General features: G+C 67.1%; 24 protein-coding genes and 1 tRNA gene. 15 read left to right on the forward strand and 10 right to left on the reverse strand.

Features of this window, described 5'->3' with window-relative positions; all coding sequences use genetic code 11:
• Positions 1-6: 6 nt before the first annotated feature.
• The 3 genes from ASE96_RS00510 to ASE96_RS00520 all read right to left on the reverse strand — a co-directional run bounded on the left by ASE96_RS00510 (position 7) and on the right by ASE96_RS00520 (position 994).
• Entirely contained in the window at positions 7-426 is a 420-nt protein-coding gene (locus tag ASE96_RS00510) for an NUDIX hydrolase (protein WP_056424516.1), read from the reverse strand.
• Positions 423-920 (reverse strand): DUF6314 family protein, encoded by a 498-nt coding sequence (locus tag ASE96_RS00515; protein ID WP_056426493.1) that lies wholly within the window; start codon positions 918-920, stop codon positions 423-425. The genes ASE96_RS00510 and ASE96_RS00515 overlap by 4 nt, the downstream gene beginning before the upstream one ends.
• A 1-nt stretch (position 921) precedes the next feature.
• Positions 922-994: transfer RNA gene (locus ASE96_RS00520), tRNA-Arg, on the reverse strand.
• Positions 995-1,080: 86 nt separating this feature from the next.
• Between ASE96_RS00520 and ASE96_RS00525 the strand changes: the two genes are divergently transcribed.
• A complete protein-coding gene (locus ASE96_RS00525; RefSeq protein ID WP_056424521.1) occupies positions 1,081-1,851 on the forward strand; it encodes a DUF998 domain-containing protein in 771 nt (256 codons plus the stop codon).
• Positions 1,852-1,880: 29 nt separating this feature from the next.
• Here ASE96_RS00525 and ASE96_RS00530 read toward each other — a convergent pair whose 3' ends face one another.
• The 3 genes from ASE96_RS00530 to ASE96_RS00540 are packed head-to-tail and all read right to left on the reverse strand — an operon-like array spanning position 1,881 to position 4,693.
• Positions 1,881-2,285 carry a hypothetical protein gene (locus ASE96_RS00530; RefSeq protein ID WP_056424525.1) on the reverse strand — a complete coding sequence of 135 codons (405 nt, stop codon included), beginning with the start codon at positions 2,283-2,285 and terminating at the stop codon, positions 1,881-1,883.
• A gap of 9 nt (positions 2,286-2,294) precedes the next feature.
• Positions 2,295-3,782, reverse strand: a complete 1,488-nt coding sequence (locus tag ASE96_RS00535) for a PGAP1-like alpha/beta domain-containing protein (RefSeq protein WP_056424527.1) — start codon at positions 3,780-3,782, stop codon at positions 2,295-2,297.
• Positions 3,779-4,693, reverse strand: a complete 915-nt coding sequence (locus ASE96_RS00540) for a hypothetical protein (protein WP_156367464.1) — start codon at positions 4,691-4,693, stop codon at positions 3,779-3,781. Before ASE96_RS00540 ends, ASE96_RS00535 begins: the two co-directional genes overlap by 4 nt.
• A gap of 482 nt (positions 4,694-5,175) precedes the next feature.
• Here ASE96_RS00540 and ASE96_RS00550 point away from each other — a divergent pair, with 482 nt between their 5' ends.
• On the forward strand, positions 5,176-5,625 hold the full coding sequence (locus ASE96_RS00550) for a DUF7793 family protein (RefSeq protein ID WP_056424535.1): 450 nt from the start codon (positions 5,176-5,178) through the stop codon (positions 5,623-5,625).
• Positions 5,615-7,150, forward strand: a complete 1,536-nt coding sequence (locus ASE96_RS00555; protein WP_056424538.1) for a putative bifunctional diguanylate cyclase/phosphodiesterase — start codon at positions 5,615-5,617, stop codon at positions 7,148-7,150. Before ASE96_RS00550 ends, ASE96_RS00555 begins: the two co-directional genes overlap by 11 nt.
• Before the next feature lie 81 nt (positions 7,151-7,231).
• On the opposite strand, the gene ASE96_RS00560 is transcribed toward ASE96_RS00555, so the two are convergent.
• Positions 7,232-7,528: a hypothetical protein gene (locus tag ASE96_RS00560; protein ID WP_056424542.1), complete on the reverse strand. Its 297-nt coding sequence runs from the start codon at positions 7,526-7,528 to the stop codon at positions 7,232-7,234.
• A 211-nt stretch (positions 7,529-7,739) separates the two neighbouring features.
• Here ASE96_RS00560 and ASE96_RS00565 point away from each other — a divergent pair, with 211 nt between their 5' ends.
• Positions 7,740-8,762 carry a hypothetical protein gene (locus tag ASE96_RS00565; RefSeq protein WP_056424545.1) on the forward strand — a complete coding sequence of 341 codons (1,023 nt, stop codon included), beginning with the start codon at positions 7,740-7,742 and terminating at the stop codon, positions 8,760-8,762.
• Between the two features lie 210 nt (positions 8,763-8,972).
• Here the strand turns inward: ASE96_RS00565 and ASE96_RS00570 are convergent, their stop codons facing one another.
• Positions 8,973-9,626: a hypothetical protein gene (locus tag ASE96_RS00570; RefSeq protein ID WP_056424548.1), complete on the reverse strand. Its 654-nt coding sequence runs from the start codon at positions 9,624-9,626 to the stop codon at positions 8,973-8,975.
• 108 nt (positions 9,627-9,734) lie between these two features.
• On the opposite strand from ASE96_RS00570, the gene ASE96_RS00575 reads away from it, so the two are divergent.
• The 5 genes from ASE96_RS00575 (at position 9,735) to sucD (ending at position 16,565) form a co-directional block, all read left to right on the forward strand.
• On the forward strand, positions 9,735-10,592 hold the full coding sequence (locus ASE96_RS00575) for an inositol monophosphatase family protein (protein WP_056424551.1): 858 nt from the start codon (positions 9,735-9,737) through the stop codon (positions 10,590-10,592).
• Between the two features lie 347 nt (positions 10,593-10,939).
• The gene (gene pcrA / locus ASE96_RS00580; protein ID WP_442853880.1) at positions 10,940-13,468 is read left to right on the forward strand and encodes a DNA helicase PcrA; all 2,529 of its coding nucleotides are present in this window, start codon (positions 10,940-10,942) and stop codon (positions 13,466-13,468) included.
• An 80-nt stretch (positions 13,469-13,548) separates the two neighbouring features.
• Positions 13,549-14,256: a hypothetical protein gene (locus ASE96_RS00585; protein WP_056424558.1), complete on the forward strand. Its 708-nt coding sequence runs from the start codon at positions 13,549-13,551 to the stop codon at positions 14,254-14,256.
• A gap of 224 nt (positions 14,257-14,480) precedes the next feature.
• On the forward strand, positions 14,481-15,650 hold the full coding sequence (gene sucC / locus ASE96_RS00590; RefSeq protein ID WP_056424561.1) for an ADP-forming succinate--CoA ligase subunit beta: 1,170 nt from the start codon (positions 14,481-14,483) through the stop codon (positions 15,648-15,650).
• A gap of 12 nt (positions 15,651-15,662) precedes the next feature.
• Complete coding sequence (sucD, locus tag ASE96_RS00595; RefSeq protein ID WP_056424563.1) at positions 15,663-16,565, forward strand: succinate--CoA ligase subunit alpha; 903 nt, start codon at positions 15,663-15,665, stop codon at positions 16,563-16,565.
• Between the two features lie 443 nt (positions 16,566-17,008).
• Here the strand turns inward: sucD and ASE96_RS00600 are convergent, their stop codons facing one another.
• Both ASE96_RS00600 and ASE96_RS00605 read right to left on the reverse strand, forming a co-directional pair.
• Entirely contained in the window at positions 17,009-17,491 is a 483-nt protein-coding gene (locus tag ASE96_RS00600; RefSeq protein ID WP_056424566.1) for an SRPBCC family protein, read from the reverse strand.
• Positions 17,488-17,886 carry an ArsR/SmtB family transcription factor gene (locus ASE96_RS00605; RefSeq protein ID WP_056424571.1) on the reverse strand — a complete coding sequence of 133 codons (399 nt, stop codon included), beginning with the start codon at positions 17,884-17,886 and terminating at the stop codon, positions 17,488-17,490. The genes ASE96_RS00600 and ASE96_RS00605 overlap by 4 nt, the downstream gene beginning before the upstream one ends.
• Before the next feature lie 182 nt (positions 17,887-18,068).
• On the opposite strand from ASE96_RS00605, the gene ASE96_RS00610 reads away from it, so the two are divergent.
• From ASE96_RS00610 to ASE96_RS00635, 6 genes are all read left to right on the forward strand, one after another.
• Complete coding sequence (locus tag ASE96_RS00610; RefSeq protein ID WP_056424574.1) at positions 18,069-18,473, forward strand: tautomerase family protein; 405 nt, start codon at positions 18,069-18,071, stop codon at positions 18,471-18,473.
• 244 nt (positions 18,474-18,717) lie between these two features.
• The gene (gene iolC / locus ASE96_RS00615) at positions 18,718-19,719 is read left to right on the forward strand and encodes a 5-dehydro-2-deoxygluconokinase (RefSeq protein ID WP_056424576.1); all 1,002 of its coding nucleotides are present in this window, start codon (positions 18,718-18,720) and stop codon (positions 19,717-19,719) included.
• Positions 19,716-20,678 carry a Cgl0159 family (beta/alpha)8-fold protein gene (locus ASE96_RS00620; protein WP_056424579.1) on the forward strand — a complete coding sequence of 321 codons (963 nt, stop codon included), beginning with the start codon at positions 19,716-19,718 and terminating at the stop codon, positions 20,676-20,678. Before iolC ends, ASE96_RS00620 begins: the two co-directional genes overlap by 4 nt.
• A gap of 39 nt (positions 20,679-20,717) precedes the next feature.
• Positions 20,718-22,646: a 3D-(3,5/4)-trihydroxycyclohexane-1,2-dione acylhydrolase (decyclizing) gene (iolD, locus tag ASE96_RS00625; RefSeq protein ID WP_056424582.1), complete on the forward strand. Its 1,929-nt coding sequence runs from the start codon at positions 20,718-20,720 to the stop codon at positions 22,644-22,646.
• Between the two features lie 62 nt (positions 22,647-22,708).
• Positions 22,709-24,223 (forward strand): CoA-acylating methylmalonate-semialdehyde dehydrogenase, encoded by a 1,515-nt coding sequence (locus ASE96_RS00630; protein ID WP_056424585.1) that lies wholly within the window; start codon positions 22,709-22,711, stop codon positions 24,221-24,223.
• 50 nt (positions 24,224-24,273) lie between these two features.
• Positions 24,274-25,185: a sugar phosphate isomerase/epimerase family protein gene (locus tag ASE96_RS00635; RefSeq protein ID WP_056424588.1), complete on the forward strand. Its 912-nt coding sequence runs from the start codon at positions 24,274-24,276 to the stop codon at positions 25,183-25,185.
• The last annotated feature ends 6 nt before the right edge of the window (positions 25,186-25,191 follow it).

Genomic DNA, 25,191 nt, shown 5'->3' on the forward strand with positions numbered 1-25,191 from the left:
CCGGCTTTAGCCCGGCTGGCCCCACAGGGCCGGCAGGACGTGGTCGGTGAGCAGCGGGGCGAGGTCGTCCGGCAGCTCACCGGCCAGATCCAGCCAGCGGATCTCGGCGATCTCCGCCGAAGGATGGGCATGCCAGGCGCCCGGGGCCGTGAAGACCGTGGCCTGGATCTGCGTTGCGGCCTCGTTGGCGGCGTCGGCCAACCAGATTCCCAGCGGCACCAGTTCCTCGGCCGCGAGGACGATCCCCACTTCTTCCGCCAGTTCCCGCGCGGCCGTCTGGGCGGCTGTCTCGCCCGCCTCCGGCTTGCCGCCGGGATGCATGAACTTGTCCGTGCCCCGTTTGCGGACGGTGAGGAGGCGTCCCGCCTCGTCGAAGACACAGACGGCGGAGACCACGATCAGAGGGTTGGTGTTCAGCGCGTTCATGCGGCGGCGTCCGTGGTTCGGCGCAGCACGGACGTGAGCAGCTGGTCCTTCGCCGGGCCGGTGACATCCCACTCGTAGCGGAATTCGTCCGGGCCTATTCGCGTGTAGTTCACGCGGTAGTTGTCAGGATCGCACCAGTGCTGGTCCCGGTGGCTCTGGGGCCCAAAGCCTATGCGATGGAAGGGCCGGCCGTCGGGGAAGAACATGTCCATCGTGTCCGGCGTTTCGGTGGGCCGCAGCAGGTATTCGCGGCTGGCCGGACCGGTGAACGGTGTGCCCGCCGGCGCGCCGGGGACGGACGCCCACGCGACGGTGCCGTGTTCGCGGAAGCGGAGGCCGCCGTCGTCGGCTGTTTCAGTGAAGCGGACGACGCCGGTGAAGGACCCGCGGGTGCCGGCGGACCGGTCCAGCAGGGTTCGCTCCACGGTCCAGGTGCCCAGCAGGTAGGCGCGGAGATCGAAGTCCGGAGCGGCGTCCGGGGACTGGGGGTTCAAGTGCCCTCGATTGGAATCGAACCAACGACACCGGCTTTAGGAGAGCCGTGCTCTATCCACTGAGCTACGAGGGCGGGCATCCGTTCCGGCCGGCCGCGGGCCGGCCCGTGCGGACACGCCTATAAGCATACAAGGTGGCGGCCCGTACTACGCTCTTGGCATGGCCGCACCCGCTGACTCGCCGTCCCAGGGCATCATCTATATCCCCCATCTGCCGTCCACCCGGTTCTATGCCGGCGCGCTGGCGCTGCTGAGCGTGCTGCAGTATTTCGTGGCGGAGGCGGCCGTGATCGGCGCGTGGGCGGGGCAGCAGCCCTACAGCCGCCGGACCGGCTACATCAGCGACCTCGGCGCCACGGGCTGCGGGGTCTTTGACGGGCGTGACGTCTGCTCGCCGGCGCACGTGCTGATGAACGCCTCGTTTGTGGTCCAGGGGATCGGCATGATGGTCGGCGCGCTGCTGCTGAGCGCGGCGGTGTTGTGCACGGCGGCCCGGCCCGGGGCGCAGTTCACGCTGGTTCCGGGCAGCCGGATGGTGTGGGTTGCCGCGATCTCCGCACGGGCCCTTACTGCCGCAGCCGGCGCCGGCACCGTCCTGGTGGGGCTGGTCCCTGAGGACGCGGGCTCCGTGTGGCATGCGGCGGGCGCCATCATGTACTTTGTGGCCGGCGGGCTGGCCCTGGTGCTGCTGGGTTGGGTCTGGCTTCGGCTGACACCGCTGAGCTGGCCCATCCTGGCGTGCGGGCTTGTGTCGCTGGCGGCGCTGATCGCCGGCGGCGTGACGGGGATGGATGTGCCGGAGCCCGGCACCCTGGAGCGGCTCATGGGTTACCCCATCACCATCGGCACGGCCGCGGTGGGCCTGGTGGTCGCGCAACGCGTGGGGGAGCAGCGGGCCGCTGTGAAGCGGGCGCGGGCGGCGGTGCGCTGAGAAGTCCCGGGGCCCGGCGCGAGCGGCGCTTACTTGCCGAGGAACTGCCGGTAGCTGGTCAACGACCCGGTCCCTGAGTACCCCAGATCGGTGGGCGAGACGGCTGATGCCCCGTCGGCGGAGATGACCTGGATGGCCAGATTTACTTCCGGGTCGCCGGCTGCTGAGTCCACAAGCGCCGGAAATGCCTCCCGGAGGACGTCCAGCATAGTTTCCCGGTCCGAGGTGTCGGCGTGCAGGAAGACATCCCCGCTACGGCCCATGCCGCCGGCGGACTTGTAGCTGGCGTCCACTGTGGCCACGTGGGCGAGCGGCTCCACCGCCGCCTTGTACTTGGCGGCGTACTCCGAGTCCGAGGTTCCCGGCGTTGCGCCGCAACCCGCCAGGATCATGGCCAGCAGACCCGCGGTCAGCACGGTGAAGATTTTTCGCATGTTCCGACTCTATTCTTTTCGGCCGATGCCGGATGTTGTCGACGTGACCTGGCGGGGGTCCGCCGTGATGAACGCTTGGGTTGACGGGTGGTTCCGGTAGGCCGCGAGGGCACCAGACGATTCGTTGGCCTCGACGGAGGCGACGTAGGCGTTGTAGTCGTGATTGCCCGCAACGTCGCCCATCCCGGCGCCGGCCGGGCTGGGAAGGGTGACCACCGTGGCGCCGTTACTGCTCTCCCAGCCAACCAGGCCAGGTCCCCCCGGTTTTGAGTTGCCGAGGTCCAGGCGGGGCACGACGTCGAACGGGTGCTGGAGGGCGAGCGTGTTCACGCCGCCGGGAATGGGGGTCGAATCGATGGGGGAGCCGTAGGTTAAAACGTTGGTGACGTTGAAGTGGCCGCGGAACTCCGCATCGGCCGCAAGGTTCGCGGCGGTCATGCCGCCCTGCGAGTGCCCCACCAGCATGACCGGCGCGTCACTGGGAATCCCCGCCTGCTGCATCGCCAGCTGGACAGCCTCCGAAGCCGTGGACATGGTCCCTGACGCGGAGGAGAGGTTGCCCACGGTATCCATGGGGTTGGAACCGGAGCGGACGTTCCATTCGGACGTGCCCGGGATGGTCACGATGTACGCCGGCCCGCTGCCTTTGTCCACGGCAGTAATTCGAATGGCCGCGTCGGGAGTTCCGGACTTGCCGCCGTCGTCGTAGGCCGCCGTGACTCCTCCCATGATCTGCGCGAGGCTGCTCGGCACGGGAGTGCTGCGATGGCCGTCCTGCGCCGGGTCCGACCCCACGCCCACGGTTTGCGGGTCACCAGCCACCGGAGATCCGTCATCAAGCAGGTGCGGGTGCAGGAGGCCGGCGGAGGACAGGGTAACGCTCGCGTTCACCCCGGCGGCCAGCAGCACCGTTCCGCCGGCGATCAATTCGGTGACCGAGGGCGGCTCTCCGGTGCGGAGAAAGTCCCAGCCGAGGCCGCCGACGTCGCGCAGCCCGCTCAGTACATCTCCGCCCGCGTCAGCCAGATTGGACGTGGCCTCGGAAGCCCGGCCACCGAGCCAGCCCAGGCCATCGCCCACGGTGTCGCCTACCTTGCCGCCCACGGTGTCGATGAACTCGCCGGTTCCGTCCCACAGGTCGCCGGCCGCGCCGCCGGCACCCTCGATCAGGGTGTCCAGCAGGGTCGTCGATGCGCTGCCGTACTGGCTGCCGCCGGGCTGGGCGTCACCCGTGCGTCCTGAACTGGCGTCCTGCTGCTGGCGGACGTTTTCCCGCACGGCGTCCGAGGCCGCCCGCAGCGCCTCCGAGGTGGCCAGCAGCATCCTGCTGTGGGCCTTCCAGTCGCTGCGGAACTGCTCGCCGTCGGGCCCGCGCCAGGGGCTGGCCGTGATGACCGGTGTCAGTTGCCCGCTCAGCTGCGCGAAGCGCCGGCTCGCGCGGGAGAGCTCCTTCGCAAGGTGCTCACCTTGTTCCAGGTCCATGCCGTGCAGGCTCATGATGCCGACTCCGCGGAGGTTCCGCCGGCCAGGAAATCGTGGGCGCCGAGCACGTGCCAGACAAGCTGGCGGGCGATGTCGCCGGCCGGGGCGTCGACCATTGCCAGGCGGCGCGCCGTGGCCGGCCCGGTGGTGCGGACGGAATACAAGTTGTCCGACAATGCCCAGACTCCGGCCCCGTGATACTGCACGCCGGTGCCGGCCGCCCGGGAGCGAACCTCGAGGTAGACCGTGGCGTTGGCCGCACTCACGGCGGCTGCCACGCCGGCTGCGATGCCGGTGGTGTTGCCTCGGGACAGGGCGGCGACGTCTGCTGCGGAGAGGGTGGTCTTCCCGCCGTCCCGGCCGGGTGCCGGACAGGATTTCCCGGTGACGATGTCGGGGCGTCCCGCCCCGGCCGTCAGCTCGGGGAACTGCGGCATCGACCTGGCCATGACCGGCCACAGCACCGCCTCCGATAGCAGCGTGACGGTGACGACGTCGGCGACGCTGACCGCAGTGACCCGTCCATCCGCTGAGGTGTCCACCGGTCGCGTAAATTCGACGGCGAGACCCCTGCCGTCGAAGAGGTTCACCCGGCAATGCGTCGAGAAGCCGTCCCAGCGTGACACCAGGCCTACTTGGATCGGAGCGGCTGCACTCTGTCTGAGCGCACGCAGCCACTGGGGCCGGAGGGTTCCTGCGTCGTCCGTGATCCCGGCGGTGGTCAACTCGCGGGCAATGGCGGACCGGGTCGGTTCGTCCAGCCCCGCCAGGTCCGCCAGTGCGGCCGGGGCCGGGCCGGAACCGGAGCCCGCCAGGTCTGGGCCGCCGGCCTCCAGCGTTTCCGTGGCGCCCTGCACAGCCACGGCCCAAGCGAGGCTGGTCATCCGGAACGTGGTCGTCGCAGGAATCACTGCGGAATCTGGCATGGCTGGGACCTTTGGTTTGGGAACTGGTCGGAGGTGCGATGAGCCGCGATGACCGATGTATGGCAGGCTAACGCACTGCCTCACCCGGGGCCATGGGGACAACTTCCCGGCCCTGGCCGCCTGCTGGACTGAGGGGCGTACGGGCGGGGGCGGCTGCCCGGCGACGTCCCGGCGTCGGGCGTTCATGACGGCGCTATTGTTCCGGGGTGTCTTATGTCTCACAATGGCCCGGCCGTGGATTATCATGAGGGCATTCACCGGTACATTCCGGTGCCGCCTGCGCTACGAGACTCCGGCGCTGGCCAACTTTCCGACCATGGAGTCCAATGGGGACAAATGTCTGATCAGCTAGCCTTGCCGCGCCATGCCGCAGCGACTGCCGTGGGGGTCCTGGCGGATGGCATTGTCCGACGTGGGAGCGGCCGCACGGCCGGCGACTTGCCGGCGTCGTCCCGTTCCCGTTGCCGTTGGGTTGCGGGCCGATGACGATCGAGGCCACGGCCGACCCCGGCGAATTGCTCCCGCAGGAGCCTTCGGCCGAACATGATGGCGGGCTGCAGGTCCGCGCCGGCGCCCCGATCGGCGTCCGGATGATCGACGGCGGCATCATTGAAGTTGCGCTCCCGGCCAACGAGGAAATCGAAGGGCCCGCGGCGCGCGTTGCCGGTGCCACGGTCCGGGCGATGGCCAACGGCCGGCGGATGCCGGTGATGCTGGTTATTACCGGCGTGGTCGGCGTCAGCGTCGAAGCCCGGCAGGTTTACGCCGGTTCCATCGCCGCTTCAGCCTTTGCCCTGGTCGGTGAAAGCCCTGTTGACCGCGTGATCGCGCACTACCTGCTGCGCTCCAAGACCGAGACGATCCCGGCGCAGTTCTTCACCTCCGAGGCCGAGGCCATCGAATGGTTAGGGCAGTACACGAGTGAAGACTGATCCGCCGGACCCCAGGTTGCACGCCCTCGTCGAAGGCATCGTCCGCATCGCAGGCGGCGACCTGACCACCAGAATTCCCCACTCCGGTGCCCGGGACGACGTCGCCGCGGTCATCGCCGGCATCAACCTGATGGCCGACGACCTGCAGACCATCTACCAGGAACTCGAGGAGCGTGTCGAAAGCCGGACGGCGATGCTGCGCGAGGCCCAGGTCGAGCTCGAGCGGATGGCCCTCACGGACCCGCTGACCCAGCTGGCCAACAGGACGGCGCTCAACTCGGTCCTGAGCCACGCCCTGGCTGAGACGTCCCGGGGCGAAATGCCGCCGGCCCTCCTGGTCCTGGACCTGGATTCCTTCAAGGGCATCAACGACACGCTGGGACACAGCGCCGGCGACGATGTCCTCCGGGTGATCTCGCGGCGGCTTCAGGATGCCGTCAGGGAGACCGACACCGTCGCCCGCCTCGGCGGCGACGAATTCGCCGTGATGCTGCCGAAGTCCAACCTGGTCCGGGCGCGGCGGGTCGCCAACAGGATCCTCAAGGCCCTCGGCGAGAGCCTGGAAATCGGGGACCTGCGCATCACATGCGGCACCAGCATCGGACTGCGGGTCGCGGAACCCGGCCAGTCCGTGGACGATCTGGTCATGGAAGCGGACACCGCGATGTACGCGGCCAAAGCCCAGCCGCACAGCAGCATCAAGGTGTTCGAACCGGCACTCCTCTACGCACGCCGGCTGCAGAGCGTCATGATTACTGAAATGCGCGAGGCGATCCTCCAAGACCAGCTCACGCTGCACTACCAGCCGGTGGTGGAACTGGCCACCGGCAGGATTGAAGGCGTTGAGGCGCTGGTGCGCTGGAACCATCCGGAGCGCGGCCTGCTGATGCCCGATTCCTTCATCCCGCTCGCGGAAGAGACCGGGATGATCGTGGACCTCGGACACTGGGTGCTGCGGAACGCGGTGCGCCAGCTGCGGAGCTGGCAACAGAACCTGAAAGTGGACAGCGATTTCAACGTCCGCGTCAATATCTCCACCACCGAGCTGCAGAACCTGGACCTGATCGAACACGTCCGCGACATCCTCCGCGAAACAGGGGTGGACGCCGCAAACCTCATTGTGGAACTGACGGAGTCCATGGCCGTCAACGGCGGGGATGTGGACAAATACTCCCTTAGCGGGCTGCGGCGGCTGGGTGTGCAGCTCGAAATCGACGACTTTGGCACCGGCTATTCGTCCATCAGCTACCTGCGGAAGCTGCCGGTCAACGTGGTCAAGATCGACAAGAGCCTGATCGACGGCCTGGGTTCCGACGCGGACGAGAGCAAATTCGTGGCAGCGGTGCTGCACCTCATCCACGCGTGCGGGCTCAAAGCCGTCGCCGAGGGCATCGAGACGCCGGAGCAGGCGGCCGAACTGGTCCGGCTGGGCTGTTCGAGCGGCCAGGGCTACTACTTCGGCAGGCCCGTCCCGGCGTCGGACATTGAGGCGATGATCGGGCAGGGGAAGCTGGGGCAGCGGTAGCCGCCGGTCGGCGTTGAGCGGATATGAAGAACGGCGGGTACCGGAAGTCGCCTTCCGATACCCGCCGTTTTATTGCCAGCCTTAGACGCTCGGCTTGACGTCCGGCCACCAGCCCGGCGCTGCGGTCGGCGTGGAGTCCGGCCACCAGCCCGGAGCTGCGCTCGGCTTGACGTCGGGCCACCAGCCCGGAGCTGCGCTCGGCTTGACGTCCGGCCACCAGCCCGGAGCTGCGCTCGGCTTGACGTCCGGCCACCAGCCCGGAGCTGAGACCGAAGTCTGCCCCGAGTTGTCGCCGGAAGCCGAGATCGCGGCCGTTGCGGAGACACCCGCAGCAGCCAGCGCACCGGCGGCAAGGAGGATCGCGATGGATTTCTTCATTGAGTGCTCCTGATACGTATGTGACTGATGTTACTCGAGTGGTGCGAGTTCAGTATAAGGACAATCGACACGCCATGATGCAACAATTTTTCTGGAGGGTGAAAGCCTTGTGGTATTTGAGTATTCCTGCGTGGCCCTTGCGCAAATACTGCGGCGGTCATTATTGCCCGTGGTGTACATTTCAGGTCCCGCGGCAACGGATAATTGAGGCATGCAACAAAACTCCGTTTCGCCGCAGTATGTCGCCGCAGAGCTACTCGCGCGGGAACAGTGGGCCAATCACGACTTCGGTAACGCTGCCAGCAACGCGCGCAGTGCGGCGGAGATTGCTATGACTGACGGAGACCCGGAGGCTTGGTGGAACATGACGTTCTTCCAAGCAGAATGTCTTCTCGCCTCTGGAGAGTTCGAGCAGTGTGCGCTTATTGCTGCTCAGCTCGTCAGTGCACCGCTCGTTGGCGGAGGGCAGCTCCAAGCCAGGGTCAGAATAATGTTGTCCAAGGCGTGGCAGGGAGCGGGTCTTCTTGAAAGGGCAGCGGACGAAGCCAGGGAAGCAGCGGAACTGGTCACCGACGAAGCCGACATTGAGATCAACGTGACTGCCAGGCTGGCTTTGGTTGCGGCCTTGGGCGAAAGCGGCAAGATGGATGAGGCCTGGGCCGAGAGCCTTATCCTCGCCGACGTCATTTCGGCTGAAGTGGACGATCAGCTGCTTGGCAAGGCCTACTGGGCGATAGGCAACGCAGCATTCCTCAGCGGCCGTGTAGACGACGGGCTCCTCTACCATGATCTTGCGGCAAGCACCTTTTCGCCGGCAAGAAATCTGCATGTCTGGGCCAAGTTCAACAGCGCCTCGGCTGCCATGCGGCTGGCTGCTGAAGTGGCCGATGCGTCGACGCTTCGCTGCATTGAACGAGCAGAGTTGGCCACTGACGTCATAGGTGGAAGCGAAGAAGGCGTCCTGCTGCAGAAGTTGAACCGTGGCCATTGGAACTACTTGGCGGGCGACTGGGCCGGCGCTGTTGAGCTCCTGGGCGAAATCTGCTGCGATGCTGAAGGGCTGCCGCCCCAGACGCTGGGCGAAGCCTGCCTGCTCTTGGGCCGGGCAAATGCTGCTATGGGAGACCTCGAAGCAGCCCAGGAGAATTTGCAGAAAGCCGCCGATCAGTTCGAAGCCGCAGGCGCACCGCAACGTGCCGACCAGGCCCGAGAGTATCTCGCAGCCGAAGCCTGATCCGGCCTGACTGGTTCTACCGCCGGACCCGTGGCGCGCCGCGTTGAGCGTGCCCTCCGAGTGCCTCCACAGATGGACATAGTGGGACTCTGTCCAGTGGTCGCGACTAAAGCTGGGCATGTCCCGTTGGCCTCGTGGCGCGCCGCGTTGAGCATGCCCTCTGGATGCCCCTAAGGATGGACATAGTGGGACTGTGTCCAGTGGTCGCGGTTAAGGCTGGGCATGTCCCGTGGCGGGAGCGGTGGTGGAGGCAGGCTTGCGGCCCAGGAAGACTGCGGCGCCGCCAACCACCAGGCTCAGCACCAGCAGCACCCACCCGGCGACGGTGAGGCCCGAGGCGAGGGCCACCTGGCCGGCGTCGACGGTTTCGGCGGACATCATCGAATCGATCACCGCGTTGCCCCACAGCCTCACTCCCGCGAAGAGCAGGGGCACGGCCCACAGCGCCCAGCGCAATCCCTTCCGCGCCACGTTCGTGCCAATGAGCAGCAGCCAGGTGAAGCCGAAGATCAGCGGGAAGAGTGTGCCGGCCGTTTTGTGGATGTAGTTGAGTTGGCCCCGGGCGTCCTCGTCCATCGCGGCGCGCAGCTGCTCCACGAAGCTTTGGTCGAAGCCTCCGATCAAGGAATCCGGCATGGCAAGGCCGCCGCTGAGCTGGGTGAGCTGGTTGAGCGTGAGGAGGTGGAGGTACCAGAACAGGAACAGGCTGGCCACGACACCGGCAATCAGGATCAGGTTGCTGTTGCTCTGCGCCTTCTGCGGCGTCCGGCTGGTGCTGGGGTTGATCACCGCCGGCAACTGGTGCTGGGGGACGGCTGCGTTCGCGCCGTGTTTCTTGATCCGCTGTGCGGGAGTCTTGGCCATGGCTCCATTATCGCCCGGTCACACGCGCTGGGGGCGCCGGCCGTCGCGGGGCGGCGTTGCCCGGCCCGCGCCTGTTCACTGCCAGCGGGCGCCGATAGGCTGGAGCGCGTGACCGAACAAGGAAAGCACCGGCTCGGCCGGCACAGCACTGCTGAACTCAACCCCGCCCTGGACGACTACCAGCTCGCCGAGGCCCTTGTGCGCGAGGCCGGGACGCTGGCCCTCCTCATGCGGCAGGCCGGGCTGGAGGGACGGCAAAAGACGTCGGTGTCCGACGTCGTCACCGCCGCAGACCACGCCGCCGAGGCCTATGTGCTGGAACAGCTCCAGCGCTGCCGGCCCGACGACGGCATCCTCGGCGAAGAGGGCGCCTCCGTGGACGGCACCAGCGGCCGGACCTGGGTGATCGACCCGGTCGACGGGACGTATAACTTTCTGCATGGTTCCACCTACTGGTGCTCCGCTATTGCCCTCAAGGATTCTTCCGGTGTGGTGCTCGGCGGGATCTTCCAGCCCGAGGAGGACAAGCTTTGGCTCGGCGGAACAGCCCGGCCGGCAACGCTCAACGGCGAACGGCTGACCACTTTCGGCGGCGCGGGGGTCCCCGGCGCCGGCCGGGCGGAGACGCCATTATCCGAACTCGGTGCCGCGACCTACATCCACCCCACCTGGCTCGCCGATCCGCTGTGCGCGATGCCATGGCACGCCGCCGCGACGTCCGCCGCCGCGCTGCGCATGTTCGGCTCGGGCTCCTGCGACCTGAGCCGGGTGGCCGACGGTGAACTGGGCTGCTGGTTCCAGCACAGTTGCCCGGAATGGGACTGGCTGCCCGGGAAAGCCATTGTCCTCGCGGCCGGCGGAGCGGCCGACGTCGTGCGGGTCAACGGACTCGACTGGTTCGTTGCCGGCGGCACGACGGCGGTCCGTCAGCTCCGCGCCGCCCTCGAATCCGGCTCCGTGGCCTAGGTCCGGGCGTCCCGCTCCCTCCGCCCTGCGGGGGACATGCTCGTTGCCGACGCTGAACTGGTCACGCGCAGGACTGGACATGCTCATTCTTCGCTTCCGCGGCCGGGGGACATGCTTATTCTTTCCCGCCGGGAGTGGGCATATGGGCAGTATGTCCAGTGGTTGCGGCTAGGGGAGGGCATGCCCGGATGGAGGGTCTGTACGGTCGAGGGGACATGCTCATTCTTGGCCGCGGGGGGATGGGCATCTGGGCAGTATGTCCCGTGGCTGCGGCCAGGGGAGGGCATGTCCCAAGGGGGCGGACCTGACTGTCAGCGGCACCGCCTAGACTTGTTAACACCATGGATATGTTGTTTGACCCTTACGCCGACGGACCCTTCCAAGCTGCCTCGAAGACGGGGACGCGCACCAAAACGCCTGCCGGCAACGGGATGACGGCTCTGGGTTCCGCCCTGAATTCTGCCCCGGGCGGCGGGCACGAGGGCGGCCACGGGGACCGCCCGGCCGGGGAGGGGGACCACCCCCGGCTCCCGGGCGCGGCCGAGCTCCTTGAAGGGCTCAACCCCCAGCAGGAAGAAGCCGTCAAACACTCCGGCAGTGCCCTCCTGATCGTCGCAGGCGCCGGCTCGGGCAAGACCCGCGTGCTCAGCAACCGCATTGGCTACTTGATCGCCACCCGGCGCGCACACCACGGTGAGATCCTGGCCATCACCTTCACCAACAAGGCTGCCGCCGAAATGCGGGAACGGGTCGAAGCCCTCGTGGGCGCCCGGGCCAAAACCATGTGGGTCTCCACTTTCCACTCCTCCTGCGTCCGCATCCTGCGCCGCGAAGCCAAGAATGTCGGCCTGAACTCCAACTTCTCCATCTACGATTCCGCGGACTCGCTGCGCCTCATCACCCTCGTGGCCAAGAACCTGGACCTCGACCCGAAGCGGTTCGCCCCCAAAGCGATCCAGCACAAGATCTCGGCGCTCAAGAACGAGCTGATCGACGCTGACAGCTACTCCTCCAGCGCCAATTACAACGACCCCTTCGAACAGGCCGTCGCCGAGGTCTTCAAGGGCTATACGCAGCGGCTCCGCCAGGCCAACGCCATGGACTTCGATGACCTGATCGCCGAAACGGTCTACATGTTCCGGGCCTTCCCCGCGCTCGCCGAGTCCTACCGGCGGCGCTTCCGGCACGTCCTGGTCGACGAATACCAGGACACCAACCACGCCCAGTACGCGCTGGTGCGCGAGATCGTGGGCGAGGGCGAGGGCGCGGCGGAACTCACCGTCGTCGGCGACTCTGACCAGTCGATCTACGCCTTCCGCGGCGCGGACATCCGGAACATCGTGGAGTTCGAGAAGGACTACCCGGACGCCCGCACCATCAAACTTGAGCAGAACTACCGCTCCACCCAGACCATCCTCAGCGCCGCCAATTCGGTCATTTCCCGTAACCCCAACCGGCCGGAGAAGCGGCTGTGGACAGCGGAGGGCGACGGCGAGAAGATCGTCGGCTACGTCGGCGAGAACGAACACGACGAAGCCCAGTTCATTGCCAAGGAGATCGACCGGCTGCAGGACGAAGGCGACCTCCGGCCCGGGGACGTCGCCATCTTCTACCGCACCAACGCACAGTCCCGCTCCATCGAGGATGTCCTGGTCCGCGTCGGGCTTCCGTACAAGGTGGTCGGCGGGACCCGCTTTTACGAGCGCAAGGAAATCAAGGACGCGCTCGCCTACCTGCGCGTGCTGGTCAACCCGGACGACGACGTTAATCTCCGCCGCATCCTGAATGAGCCCAAACGCGGCATCGGCGACCGGGCGGAGGGCGCGGTGGCCTCGCTCGCGCAGCGCGACCGGATCTCCTTTATGGCGGCAGCCCGCCGCGCCGATGAGGCGCCGGGCATGGCCACCCGGTCCGTTAATGCCGTCCAGGGCTTCGTGAAGTTGCTCGACGACCTCGCCGAGGTGGCCTCCGGATCCGGTGCGGCCGCTGCCCTGGAAGCCGTGCTCGAACAGACTGGCTACCTCGCAACCCTGCGTTCCAGCACCGACCCGCAGGACGAGTCCCGGGTGGAGAACCTCGCCGAACTGGTCGCCGTCGTCAGGGAATATGAACGCGACAACCCGGAGGGGTCACTGGGCGCCTTCCTGGAAGGCGTCTCCCTCGTGGCCGACGCCGACCAGATCCCGGATGCGCCGGAGGGGTCCGCCGACGAGCTGGCGGCCGCCGTCGCCGAAGCCAAGCGGCTGGGCGTGGTCACCCTGATGACCCTGCACACCGCCAAGGGACTGGAATTTCCGGTGGTGTTCCTGACCGGCATGGAGCACGGCCTGTTCCCGCACCAGCGCTCCGCCACCGACCCCAAGGAACTCGCTGAGGAACGCCGGCTGGCGTACGTCGGCCTGACCCGGGCCCGGAAGCGCCTGTACCTGACCCGCTCCGAGGTCCGCAGCATGTGGGGCCAGAGCCAGTACAACCCGGCCAGCCAGTTCATCGAGGAAATCCCGGCCGACCTCGTGGAGTGGAAGCGTGAAGGCTCCACCCGCCAGGCCGGCGGCTGGGGGAGCGGTGCCTCCATCGGCTCGAGCCGCTACGGCGGATCGTTCTGGGGAGCGGGCACCGCGCGCGGCGCCGAAGCCAGCCCCACGGCCGGATTTAATGCCGACGTCCCGGCGGCCATCGCCAAGAACCGCGTGCAGCCGCAGAAAGAGGTGGTCGCCGTCAGCGTGGGGGACAAGGTCAACCACACGAGCTTCGGCAACGGCACCGTGCTGGCCGTCGAGGGGGCGGGGGACAAAACCGTCGCCAAGGTGAAGTTCAGCGTCGGAGAGAAGCGGCTCCTGCTCCGCTACGCCCCGCTGACAAAGCTCGACGCCTGACAGGCCCCGCACCCGGCAAGCCGGCACATGCCGTGCCGCCGCGCCCGGCTGAGTCCGGCCGGCCACATCGGACAGGCATAATGGAGCCCATGCGACGGACACTGCTGGGGACCCTGGCCGCCCTTACCTTGATGGCGTCCACGGCATGCACCGTCACGCAGAAGGACCCGGACTACGTTCCGCCCGCGCCACTGCCTGCGCTGGAGCAGCTCACGCAGGCGCCCCTGACGGACGCGGCGAAATACGCGGCGGGCCAGGACGTCCTCAGCTTCGCGACCGCGGACCGGAACGTGGTCTGCTCCCTGACGTCGGCCAAAGGCCGGCACGTGAACCTCCCGTACGAGCAAAACGGCTTCGCGGATTCCAACAACAACAAGCTGGCCACGGTCCCCGTGGCGCATTGCGAACTTGCGGCCTATCCCAAGCCGGCGCCGAAGGACATCACGGACGACTGCGGCGGAACGGGCCTCGGCTACCTCGGCGGCGTCGCGCTGCTCACCCCGGAGAAGGCCGGATACGGCGAATGCCGTTCCGGCGTCACACAGCAGGAGGCCGAATTCGGCCCCGGCGGCAGCCGCAAGGGCCCCATTTCCCAGCTGCCCGTTCTCGACGACGGCCAGAACCTCGAGCGCAACGGCCTGCGCTGCTCGGCCTACAACGGCGGTATCGCCTGCGGAAACGTCTCCGCCGGCGTCGCCTTCTTCGTGTCGCGGGATCATTACGAGCTGATCCCGGCCGCCGGAAAAAAGGCCCCGCAGGCCCCCTCGGAAGCCTCAAAAACCCCGTAATCTAGCGGTTTTTCTACGCTCCATAGAATAGTGTCCTTACTCACATAACGGGTACTCTGGAACGGGCTGGTCCCCAGAAAGGACTAGAGTTCCGAAAGGAGCATTGCGCCGTGTGGCTCGTTTCCAAGCTAGTCGCAGGGTGCGTTTATTCCGCAGACCGGTAACCGCGATAACGTGGGGTCCGGCTGTACAGAAACTACTTCGACGTAGAAGGACACTAAACCGTGGACCTGTTTGAATACCAGGCGCGCGATATGTTCGAGGCGCACGGTGTACCCGTGCTTGCTGGCATCGTGGCGCACACCCCTGAAGAAGCAAAGGCAGCTGCCGAAAAAATCGGCGGAGTCACTGTCGTAAAGGCGCAGGTCAAGGCCGGAGGCCGCGGCAAAGCCGGCGGCGTCAAGGTCGCCAAGACCGCTGACGAGGCGTTTGAACACTCCACCAACATCCTCGGCATGGACATCAAGGGCCACACCGTCCACCGCGTGATGATCGCCCAGGGTGCGGACATCGCCGAGGAATACTACTTCTCCGTTCTCCTGGACCGGGCCAACCGCAACTACCTGGCCATGTGCTCGGTTGAAGGCGGCATGGAAATCGAGCAGCTCGCCGTTGAGCGCCCCGAAGCCCTTGCCAAGATCGCGATCGACCCGGCCGTCGGCATCGACCAGGCCAAGGCCGACGAAATCGTCGCCGCCGCAGGCTTCGCCGAGGAACTGCGCGGCAAGGTCGCCAGCGTCATCCTGAAGCTCTGGGACGTTTTCAAGAAGGAAGACGCCACCCTCGTGGAGGTCAACCCGCTGGTCCTGACCGGTGCCGGCGACATCGTTGCCCTCGACGGCAAGGTCTCCCTCGACGAGAACGCTGACTTCCGTCACCCCAAGCACGCCCACCTTGAAGACAAGGACGCTGCTGACCCGCTCGAGGCCAAGGCCAAGGCGCAGGACCTCAACTACGTCAAGCTGGACGGCTCCGTCGGCATCATCGGTAACGGTGCCGGTCTGGTCATGTCCACCCTCGACGTCGTTGCCTACGCCGGCGAGAACCACGGCAACGTCAAGCCCGCCAACTTCCTGGACATCGGCGGTGGAGCTTCCGCCGAGGTCATGGCCGCAGGCCTCGACGTCATCCTGGGCGACCCGCAGGTCAAGTCCGTCTTCGTCAACGTCTTCGGCGGCATCACCGCCTGTGACGCCGTCGCCAAGGGCATCGTCGGTGCACTGGCCGAGCTGGGCCACTCCGCGAACAAGCCGCTGGTAGTCCGCCTCGACGGCAACAACGTTGAGGAAGGCCGCCGCATCCTGGCCGAGGCCAACCACCCGCTGGTTACCCTGGCCGCCACCATGGACGAGGGCGCCGACAAGGCTGCCGAGCTCGCCAACGCAGCGAAGTAGAGGGACTCGACTATGTCTATTTATCTGAACAAGGACTCCAAGGTCATCGTCCAGGGCATCACCGGCGGCGAAGGCACCAAGCACACCGCACTGATGCTGAAGGCCGGCACCAACGTTGTGGGCGGCGTCAACGCCCGCAAGGCCGGCACCACGGTCCTGCACGGCGACACGGAGATCACCGTCTTCGGCACCGTCAAGGAAGCCATGGCCGAGACCGGCGCTGACGTTTCCATCGTCTTCGTCCCGCCGGCCTTCACCAAGGACGCCGTCGTTGAAGCCATCGAGGCCGGCATCGGCCTGGTCGTCGTCATCACCGAAGGTGTGCCCGTCCAGGACTCCGCCGAGTTCTGGGCACTGGCCCAGTCCAAGCTGGACGCCAACGGCAAGCAGGTCACCCGCATTATCGGACCGAACTGCCCCGGCATCATCACCCCCGGCGAGGCCCTCGTTGGCATCACGCCGGCCAACATCACCGGCAAGGGCCCCATCGGCCTCGTCTCCAAGTCAGGCACCCTGACCTACCAGATGATGTACGAACTGCGCGACCTCGGCTTCTCCACCGCCATCGGCATCGGCGGCGACCCTGTCATCGGCACCACCCACATCGACGCGCTCGAAGCGTTCGAGGCTGACCCGGAGACCAAGGCGATCGTCATGATCGGCGAAATCGGCGGCGACGCCGAAGAGCGTGCCGCCGACTACATCAAGGCACACGTCACCAAGCCGGTTGTCGGCTACGTGGCCGGCTTCACCGCTCCGGAGGGCAAGACCATGGGCCACGCAGGCGCCATCGTCTCGGGCTCCGCGGGCACCGCCCAGGCCAAGAAGGAAGCCCTCGAGGCTGCTGGCGTCAAGGTCGGCAAGACGCCGTCCGAGACCGCCACGCTCCTGCGCGAAGTCTTCGCAGCCCTCTAGGCTCACAGCACCACCACACGCGGGGTCACCGCCGGCCCGTCCTACTCGCTGGGATGGACCGGAGGTGACCCCGCGTTGTGCGTTTAACGAAAGTACGACGGCGGCGGGTCACCATCCCCACGGATGGTGACCCGCCGCCGTCGTGCACTGCTTTCAAGAACACGGCCGTTCGGCACCACGGCCAGCCAGGAACGGTGCAGCTCAGACTTTTGCGCCGGCCAGGAGTTCGTCGAGCCGCTCGTCGGGCCGTTCGGGGGTGAAGAAACCGTCCGTCAGCAGCCGCCACCNGGCGCAGTACCGGCCGTCGTTGGCGAATGTGGCGAACGCGCTGGCCATGGTCAGCGGCGAGGTCTGGGTCCCCACGGATGGTGACCCGCCGCCGTCGTGCACTGCTTTCAAGAACACGGCCGTTCGGCACCACGGCCAGCCAGGAACGGTGCAGCTCAGACTTTTGCGCCGGCCAGGAGTTCGTCGAGCCGCTCGTAGCCTTCGGTCAGCCCGCCTTCCATGCCGGACTGCGCCATGCCGTCGCGCGCCTCCATGCTGGGATACACCCCGTGGGCCTTCAGCCGGGTGCGGCCGCCGCCAAGATCCTCGAAGGTGAGGAACTCGATGCTGACGACGTCCGGGTAGCCGTCGAACTCGAAGGTCTGGATGGCGAAGTCGTTTTCCCGGACCGTGTGGAAGACCCCGGTGAAGCCGTAGGTGTCGCCGTCCGGTCCCTTGTGGGTGTAGCGGTAGCTGCCGCCGGTCCGGAAATCGTAGTGGTCGATCTCCATCTTCAGCCGCCGCGGGCCGAGCCACTGGGCTACGAGTGCGGGTTCCTTGTGGGCCCGGAACACCTCGGCGACGGGGAAATCGAACTCCCGCTCGCAATCGATGAAGGGCAGGCCCTCCGGGACACTGAGTTTCAGGGCGTTGGTCATGATGATGAGTCCTTTGCCTGGGTGCCGCGTGCCGCGGCGTTCGATTGGAGCACGGCGTCAAGGCTGCGGAACTGCTCCTCGCGGACCAGCCGGTACTGGTCGATCCATGCGGTGAGCGCCTCCAGCCGTGCGGGGTTCAGGTGGACGGGCCGGCGCTGCGCGTCACGGGTGCGGGTGACCAGCTGCGCCTGCTCGAGGACCTGGATGTGTTTCGAGACCGCCTGCTTGGTGATCGCGAAGGGTTCCGCCAGTTCGTTCACGGTGGCCGGGCCCCGGCTAAGCCGGGCAATGATGCGGCGGCGGACGGGGTCGGCGAGGGCCAGGAAGGCCGAGTCGAGCATGTCGTCGTCGCGGACCTGCACTTGGTTCCCCACCTCCTCGCCGTCGGTAGCCATCCGGTTGTCATTCAGTAATCAACCTTCTGCTAATCAACTAAATCATTGATCAACCTTCTGGTTGTTTAAGACTACGCCTGGTGGCCGGGCGCGCGCAATGCCTCAACGCGGGGTCACCAAACCTTGCGTCACTCTTCCACGCTTTGTTAGTATGTCAGGACAAACTATCGAAGGAGCAAAGAGTGCCTCTCGTGCGCATAGACGTCAACCAAGGCCGCGGCCCCGAGCGGCTCCGGCAGATCAGTCAGGGCATCCACGACGCCATCCTGGCCGAATACGGCATTCCGGAGCGGGACTATTTCCACGTGCTGACTGAGCATGCGCAGGGGCAGATCGTCGCCCTGGATGCGGGGCTGGGGTTTGAGCGGACGCCGGATGTTGTGATGATCCAGATCTTTACGCAGGCGGGACGCAGCCAGGAGGCCAAGCAGTCCCTGTTTGCGGCGATCGCCGCAAACCTGGCCGCAGACGGAATCACCGGCGGAGACGTCTTTATCGGCTACGTCGAAAACGGGCCGGGGGACTGGTCGTTCGGTTTCGGCCGCGCCCAGTATGTGACCGGCGAACTCGCCACTCCCGGGCGGTAGTTCCGGCGCGCCCCAGATGTCACAGGGAGTGCGCAGGGGGTTGCGGGCCGGGAAGATTTCGGGCTCCGTGTCATGTTGTAAATATGTCAGTACAAACCTTTGACAGTACATGGATTCTAGGGCAGAGTAGTCGATGTGGCCCCGCTCACTGCGGGGCATCCGGAGCCCCCTCCGGGCCACACATACTGACATGCAGCCGCTGTGTAAAGGTACAGAGTTCACACCAGAAAGGTCCACGATCACCGTGACCCACGAACTGCTCACGATCGGGCGCATCAGCGTTGATATCTACCCGAATGACATCGGGGTGGATCTGGAGGATGTCACGTCCTTCGGAAAGTACCTGGGCGGCTCCCCGTCCAACGTGGCCGTGGCCGCGGCCCGCCACGGCCGCCGAACCGCCGTCATCACCCGAACCGGCGACGACGCCTTCGGCAGATACCTGCACCGCGAACTGCGCAAGTTCAACGTGGACGATTCCTTCGTCACCGCCGTCAAGGAATGGCCCACCGCGGTGACGTTTTGCGCGATCAAACCCCCGGAGGACTTCCCGCTGTACTTCTACGGACGGTTCCCGACGGCGCCGGACTTGCAGATCAAGGCAGGGGAGCTGGACCTCGGCGCCATCCGGGACGCCGGCATCTTCTGGTCCACGGTGACGGGCCTCTGCCAGGAGCCCAGCCGCGCGGCGCACCTCGCCGCCCACGAGGCACGGCCCCGCACCGGGCTGAAGCCGGGCCAGTTCACCATCCTGGACCTCGACTACCGGCCGATGTTCTGGGCCTCGGAAGAGGAAGCCCGGGAGCAGGTCGCCAAAATCCTTCCGCACGTCACCGTCGCGATCGGCAATGACAAGGAATGTGCCGTCGCCGTCGGCGAGGGCACCCCGGACGAGCAGGCGGACCGGCTGCTGGCGGCCGGCGTCGAAATCGCCGTCGTGAAGCTTGGCCCCGAAGGCGTGATGGCCAAGACTCGCACCGAGCGTGTCGTGTCCGCCCCGGTCCCGGTGGAGACCGTCAACGGCCTCGGCGCCGGCGACTCCTTCGGCGGGGCCTTCTGCCACGGACTGCTGTCCGGCTGGCCGCTCGCCCAGATCCTCGACTTCGCCAACGCAGCAGGCGCCCTGGTCGCCTCCCGGCTGTCCTGCGCGGATGCCATGCCGACGCCGGGGGAAGTCACCTCCCTGCTCGCCGAACGCGGCCGCCTGGTGCCGGGCACCCATGCCCCCGAAGGAGCAACGCTGTGAGCCTCAATCCCGCCTCCGCCACCACCGCCACGGACGATGATCCCCGCCGCTACGAGCATCTGAGCACCATCCGGCTCGAGGACCCGGACGCGATCGCCCGCGCCGCGAAGGCGCGCCGCCGCCACCCCGGTCTGAAATCCGGCACGCAGAACTTCATTGTCGCCGCCGACCACCCGGCCCGCGGCGCCCTCGCGGTCGGCAACGACCCCGTGGCGATGGCAGACCGCCGCCAGCTCCTGGACCGGCTGCAGATCGCGCTCGCCAACCCGGACGTGGACGGCATTCTCGCATCCCCGGACATCATGGACGACCTGCTCCTGCTCGGGGCGCTGGACGGCAAGCTGCTCTTCGGCTCGATGAACCGCGGTGGGCTCTCCGGCCTCGTCAACGAGTTCGACGACCGCTTCACCGGCCACACGGCCGCCGCGCTGGAAGCGCTGGGGGCCGACGGCGGCAAGATGCTCACCCGCATCTGCCTCGGCGATCCGGACACCGTGGCCACCCTGGAAGCCACCGCCAAAACCATCGATTCGCTCGCCGAACGCAAGCTCATCGCCATGGTGGAACCCTTCCTGTCCGTCCGGGAGCACGGCAAGGTCCGCAACGACCTCTCCACCAATGCCGTGATCAAGTCGGTGGCCATCGCCGAGGGGCTTGGCTCCACCAGCGCGTACACCTGGATGAAGCTCCCGGTGGTGGCTGAGATGGAGCGCGTCATGGCGGCCACCACAATGCCCACCGTGCTACTCGGCGGAGATCCGGACAGCAGCCAGAACGACGTCTTTGCGAGCTGGGAAGCGGCCCTCGCGCTGCCCGGCGTCCAGGGACTCACCGTCGGACGGACCCTGCTGTACCCGCACGACGGCGACGTCGCCGGCGCCGTGGCGACCGCGGCCTCGTTGCTGCACCGGTCCGCCCCGCGCACCCTGTCCACCCGCACCGCAGAAGTATCGGAGTAACTTCCCATGGGAATCAGATCTGCCTCAGGAACACGCAGAATGACGGTCGCCCAGGCCGTCGTCGAATACCTGTCCAAGCAGTACACCGTCGACTCGATCGGCGGCCAGGACTACCGTGAGCGGCTGATTCCGGGCACTTTCGGGATCTTCGGCCACGGCAACGTTGCCGGCGTCGGGCAGGCCCTCAAGCAGTATCAGCAGCTCGACCCGACGATCATGCCGTACTACCAGGGCCGGAACGAACAGGCCCAGGCGCACCAGGCCGTCGGCTACGCCCGGCACACCCGGCGGCGCCAGACCTTCGCGATCAGCACCTCGATCGGTCCGGGTTCCTCGAACCTGCTCACCGGCGCGGCGCTGGCCACCACCAACCGGCTCCCCGTGCTGCTGCTGCCCAGCGACACCTTCGCCACGCGGGCCGCCGACCCCGTGCTCCAGCAGCTCGAGCAGCCCTACGCCTACGACATCACCGTCAACGACGCGTTCCGGCCGCTGTCCAAGTTCTTTGACCGGGTCTCCCGGCCCGAGCAGCTGTTCTCCGCGTTCCACCACGGGTTGCGTGTCCTGACGGACCCGGCCGAAACCGGCGCCGTCACCATCTCGCTGCCCCAGGACGTCCAGGCCGAGGCCTTCGACGTGCCGGAGGAATTCCTCGCCGAACGCGAATGGCGGATCCGCCGTCCCGACGCCGACGACGAGGACATCCGCCGCGCCGCGGAAGCGATCCGCGCCGCGAAGCGTCCGCTCATCATCGCCGGCGGCGGCGTGCTCTACGCCTACGCCAACGACGAACTCGCCAGGTTCGTGGAGCTGACCGGCATCCCGGTGGGCAACACCCAGGCCGGTGTCGGTGTCCTGCCGTGGGACCACAAGTTCTCCCTCGGCGCGATCGGCTCCACCGGCACGACGGCGGCCAACGCCATCGCCGCCGAGGCCGACCTGATCATCGGCATCGGCACCCGCTATGAGGATTTCACCACCGCGTCCCGGACCGCGTTCCAGAACCCGGACGTGAAGTTCATCAACATCAACGTAGCCGCGATCGACGCCTACAAGCACGGCAGCTCCCTGCCGATCGTCGCGGACGCCCGCAAGGCCCTGATCAAACTGAAGCAGGCCCTCGGCGGCTACCGGATCGGCGCCGACCTGGAACAGCAGATCGCCACCGAGAAGGCCCGCTGGAACACCACGGTGGACGCGGCGTTCGACACCCGCTTCACCCCGCTGCCGGCCCAGAACGAGATCATCGGCGCCACCAGCCGGGCCATGGACGCCCAGGACGTCGTCATCTGCGCGGCCGGGTCCCTCCCCGGGGACCTGCACAAGATGTGGCGCGTCCGGGACCCGTTCGGCTACCACGTCGAATATGCCTACTCCTGCATGGGCTACGAAATCCCGGGCGGCCTCGGCGTCAAGCGCGCGGCGCTGGCCGAAGCCGCGAACGGCGGAGCGCAGCGTGACGTCGTCGTGATGGTGGGGGACGGTTCCTACCTGATGATGCACACCGAACTGGTCACCGCCGTCGCCGAACGGATCAAGCTGATTGTGGTCCTGATCCAGAACCACGGCTACGCCTCGATCGGCTCGCTCTCCGAGTCCCTCGGCTCGCAGCGCTTCGGCACCCAGTACCGCGCCCTGGACGAGGAGCACCACAGCTTCGACGACGGCGAGCGCCTCCCCGTGGATCTGGCCCTGAATGCCGAAAGCCTCGGCGTGAAGGTGATCCGGATCGAACCGGGGGAGAAGGTCATCGCCGAACTCGAGCAGGCCGTCCGCGACGCCAAAGCGGCGCCCGAACGTGGCGGCCCGATCGTCATCCACGTCGAATCCGACCCGCTGCTGGACGCCCCCGGTTCCGAGTCCTGGTGGGACGTTCCGGTGTCCCAGGTCTCCGAGCTGGACTCCACCAAGCAGGCCTTCCAGACCTACGTCGACCACAAGAGCCGCCAGCGCAAGCTGCTGGGCTGAGCCCCCTTCACCCCTCCCGCATAGCCACAGTGCATAGCCACAGACCAAGGAAGTCCATCACCATGTCAACGACGACAGTCACCACCAAAACCATCCACCACTTCATCAACGGCGCAGAAACCGCCGGCGACGGCACCCGCACCCAGCCCGTCTACAACCCGGCCACCGGCGCCGTCACCGGGGAGCTGCGGCTGGCCAACCGGGCGGACCTGGACGCCACGGTGGCCGCCGCCCGCGCGGCCGCCGACAGCTGGGGCGACTTCTCGCTGGCCAAGCGCACCGCCGTGCTGTTCAAGTTCCGCGAACTCGTCGCGGCGCACGTCGACGCCCTCGCCGAGCTGATCACCGCCGAGCACGGCAAGGTCCTCTCCGACGCCAAGGGCGAGATCGGCCGCGGCCTGGAGGTCGTCGAGTACGCCTGCGGCATCCCGACACTCCTCAAGGGCGACTACTCGGACCAGGTCTCCACCGGCATCGACGTCTTCTCCTTCCGCGAGCCGCTCGGCGTCGTCGCCGGCATCACCCCGTTCAACTTCCCGGTGATGGTGCCGCTGTGGATGGCTCCCATGGCGATCGCCACGGGCAACGCCTTCATCCTGAAGCCCTCCGAACGCGACCCCTCGGCCTCGATGCTGCTGGCCAAGCTGTGGAAAGACGCGGGCCTGCCCGACGGCGTCTTCCAGGTCCTGCACGGCGACAAGGAAACCGTCGACGGCCTGCTGACCCACCCGGACGTGGACGGCATCTCCTTTGTCGGCTCAACCCCGATCGCCAAGTACGTCCACGAGACCGCCACCAAGCACGGCAAGCGCGTCCAGGCCCTCGGCGGCGCCAAGAACCACGCCATCATCCTGCCCGACGCCGACCTCGACAATGCCGCGGACCACCTCGCCGCCGCCGCCTTTGGGTCCGCCGGTGAGCGCTGCATGGCCATCTCGGTCGCCGTCGCCGTCGGTGACGCGGCCGAGCTGCTGGTCGAGAAGGTCCAGGAACGCGCCCTGGCGGTCAAGGTCAACAACGGCACCGCGCCGGGCGCCGAAATGGGCCCCGTCATCACCCCGGCGTCCAAGGAGCGCATCGTCCGGATCGTCACCGAAGCCGAGGCCGCCGGAGCGGCGATGGTGGTGGACGGCCGCGGCCTGGTCGTCGCAGGCCACGAGGACGGTTTCTGGGTGGGCCCCACCGTCATCGACCACGTCAAGACCGAAATGACCGCCTACAGCGAGGAAATCTTCGGACCCGTCCTCGTCGTCGTCCGGGTGGAGGACCTGGACGCCGGTATCGCCCTGATCAACTCCAACCCCTACGGCAACGGCACCGCCATCTTCACCTCCTCCGGCGCCAACGCCCGCAAGTTCCAGCGCTCCGTCACCGTGGGCATGATCGGCATCAACGTGCCGCTGCCCGTGCCGGTGGCGCACCACTCCTTCGGCGGCTGGAAGGCCTCGCTCTTCGGCGACAAGCACATCTACGGCCCCGAAGGCGTCTCCTTCTATACCCGCGGCAAGGTGGTCACGTCCCGCTGGCCCGAACCGACCCACGCCTCGGGCGCCTCCTACAACTTCCCCTCCAACTAGTCCCGGCCCGACCAAGTAGTCCCGGCCCGACCAAGAAAGACAACGCTGTCATGACTGAGAACAAGCTGATCATCGGCACCGCGCCGGACTCCTGGGGCGTCTGGTTCGCGGATGACCCCAAGCAGACCCCATGGGAACGCTTCCTCGACGAGGTGGCCGAATCCGGCTACAAGTGGATTGAACTCGGCCCCTACGGCTACCTCCCCACCGACCCCGCCCGGCTCGCCGAGGAGCTCAAGGCCCGCGACCTGCAGATCTCGGCCGGCACCGTGTTCACCGCCTTCCACCGTGGCCTGGACCAGTGGGAAACCGCGTGGGAGCCGGCCCGCAGGGTCGCCGAACTCACCGCCGCGATGGGCGGCGAACACATCGTGGTGATCCCCGCGATGTGGCGCGACGACGTCACCGGCGAGGCCGTGGAAAGCGGCGAGCTCACCGAAAAGGCCTGGGCCGACCTCTTCGCCGGGCACAACCGCCTCGGCAAGACCCTGCTGGAGGACTTCGGCCTGAAGCAGCAGTTCCACTCCCACGCGGACTCCCACGTCGGCGCGCAGGAGGACATCGAGACCCTGCTCGCCGCCACGGACGGCCAGTACCTCAACCTGTGCCTGGACACCGGGCACGCCGAGTACTGCGGTGCGTCCAGCCTGGAGTTGATCAAGAACTACCCGGACCGGATCGGCTACCTGCACCTCAAGCAGATCAACCCGGACATCCTCAAAAAGGTCAACCAGGAGAACATGACCTGGGCCGCTGCCAACCTGGCCGGCGTCATGACCGAACCGCCGAACGGCCTGCCGGACCTGCGCGCCGTCATCGAGGCCGTCGAGGCGCTGAACCGCCCGATCTTTGGCATCGTGGAACAGGACATGTACCCCGTAGCCTTCGATGTGCCCATGCCGATCGCCAAGCGCACCCGCAACTACCTGCTCTCCTGCGGCTCCCGCACCGCCGTCAACTAGAACTCA

The organism is Arthrobacter sp. Leaf69, from assembly GCF_001422645.1.
Classification (GTDB): domain Bacteria; phylum Actinomycetota; class Actinomycetes; order Actinomycetales; family Micrococcaceae; genus Arthrobacter.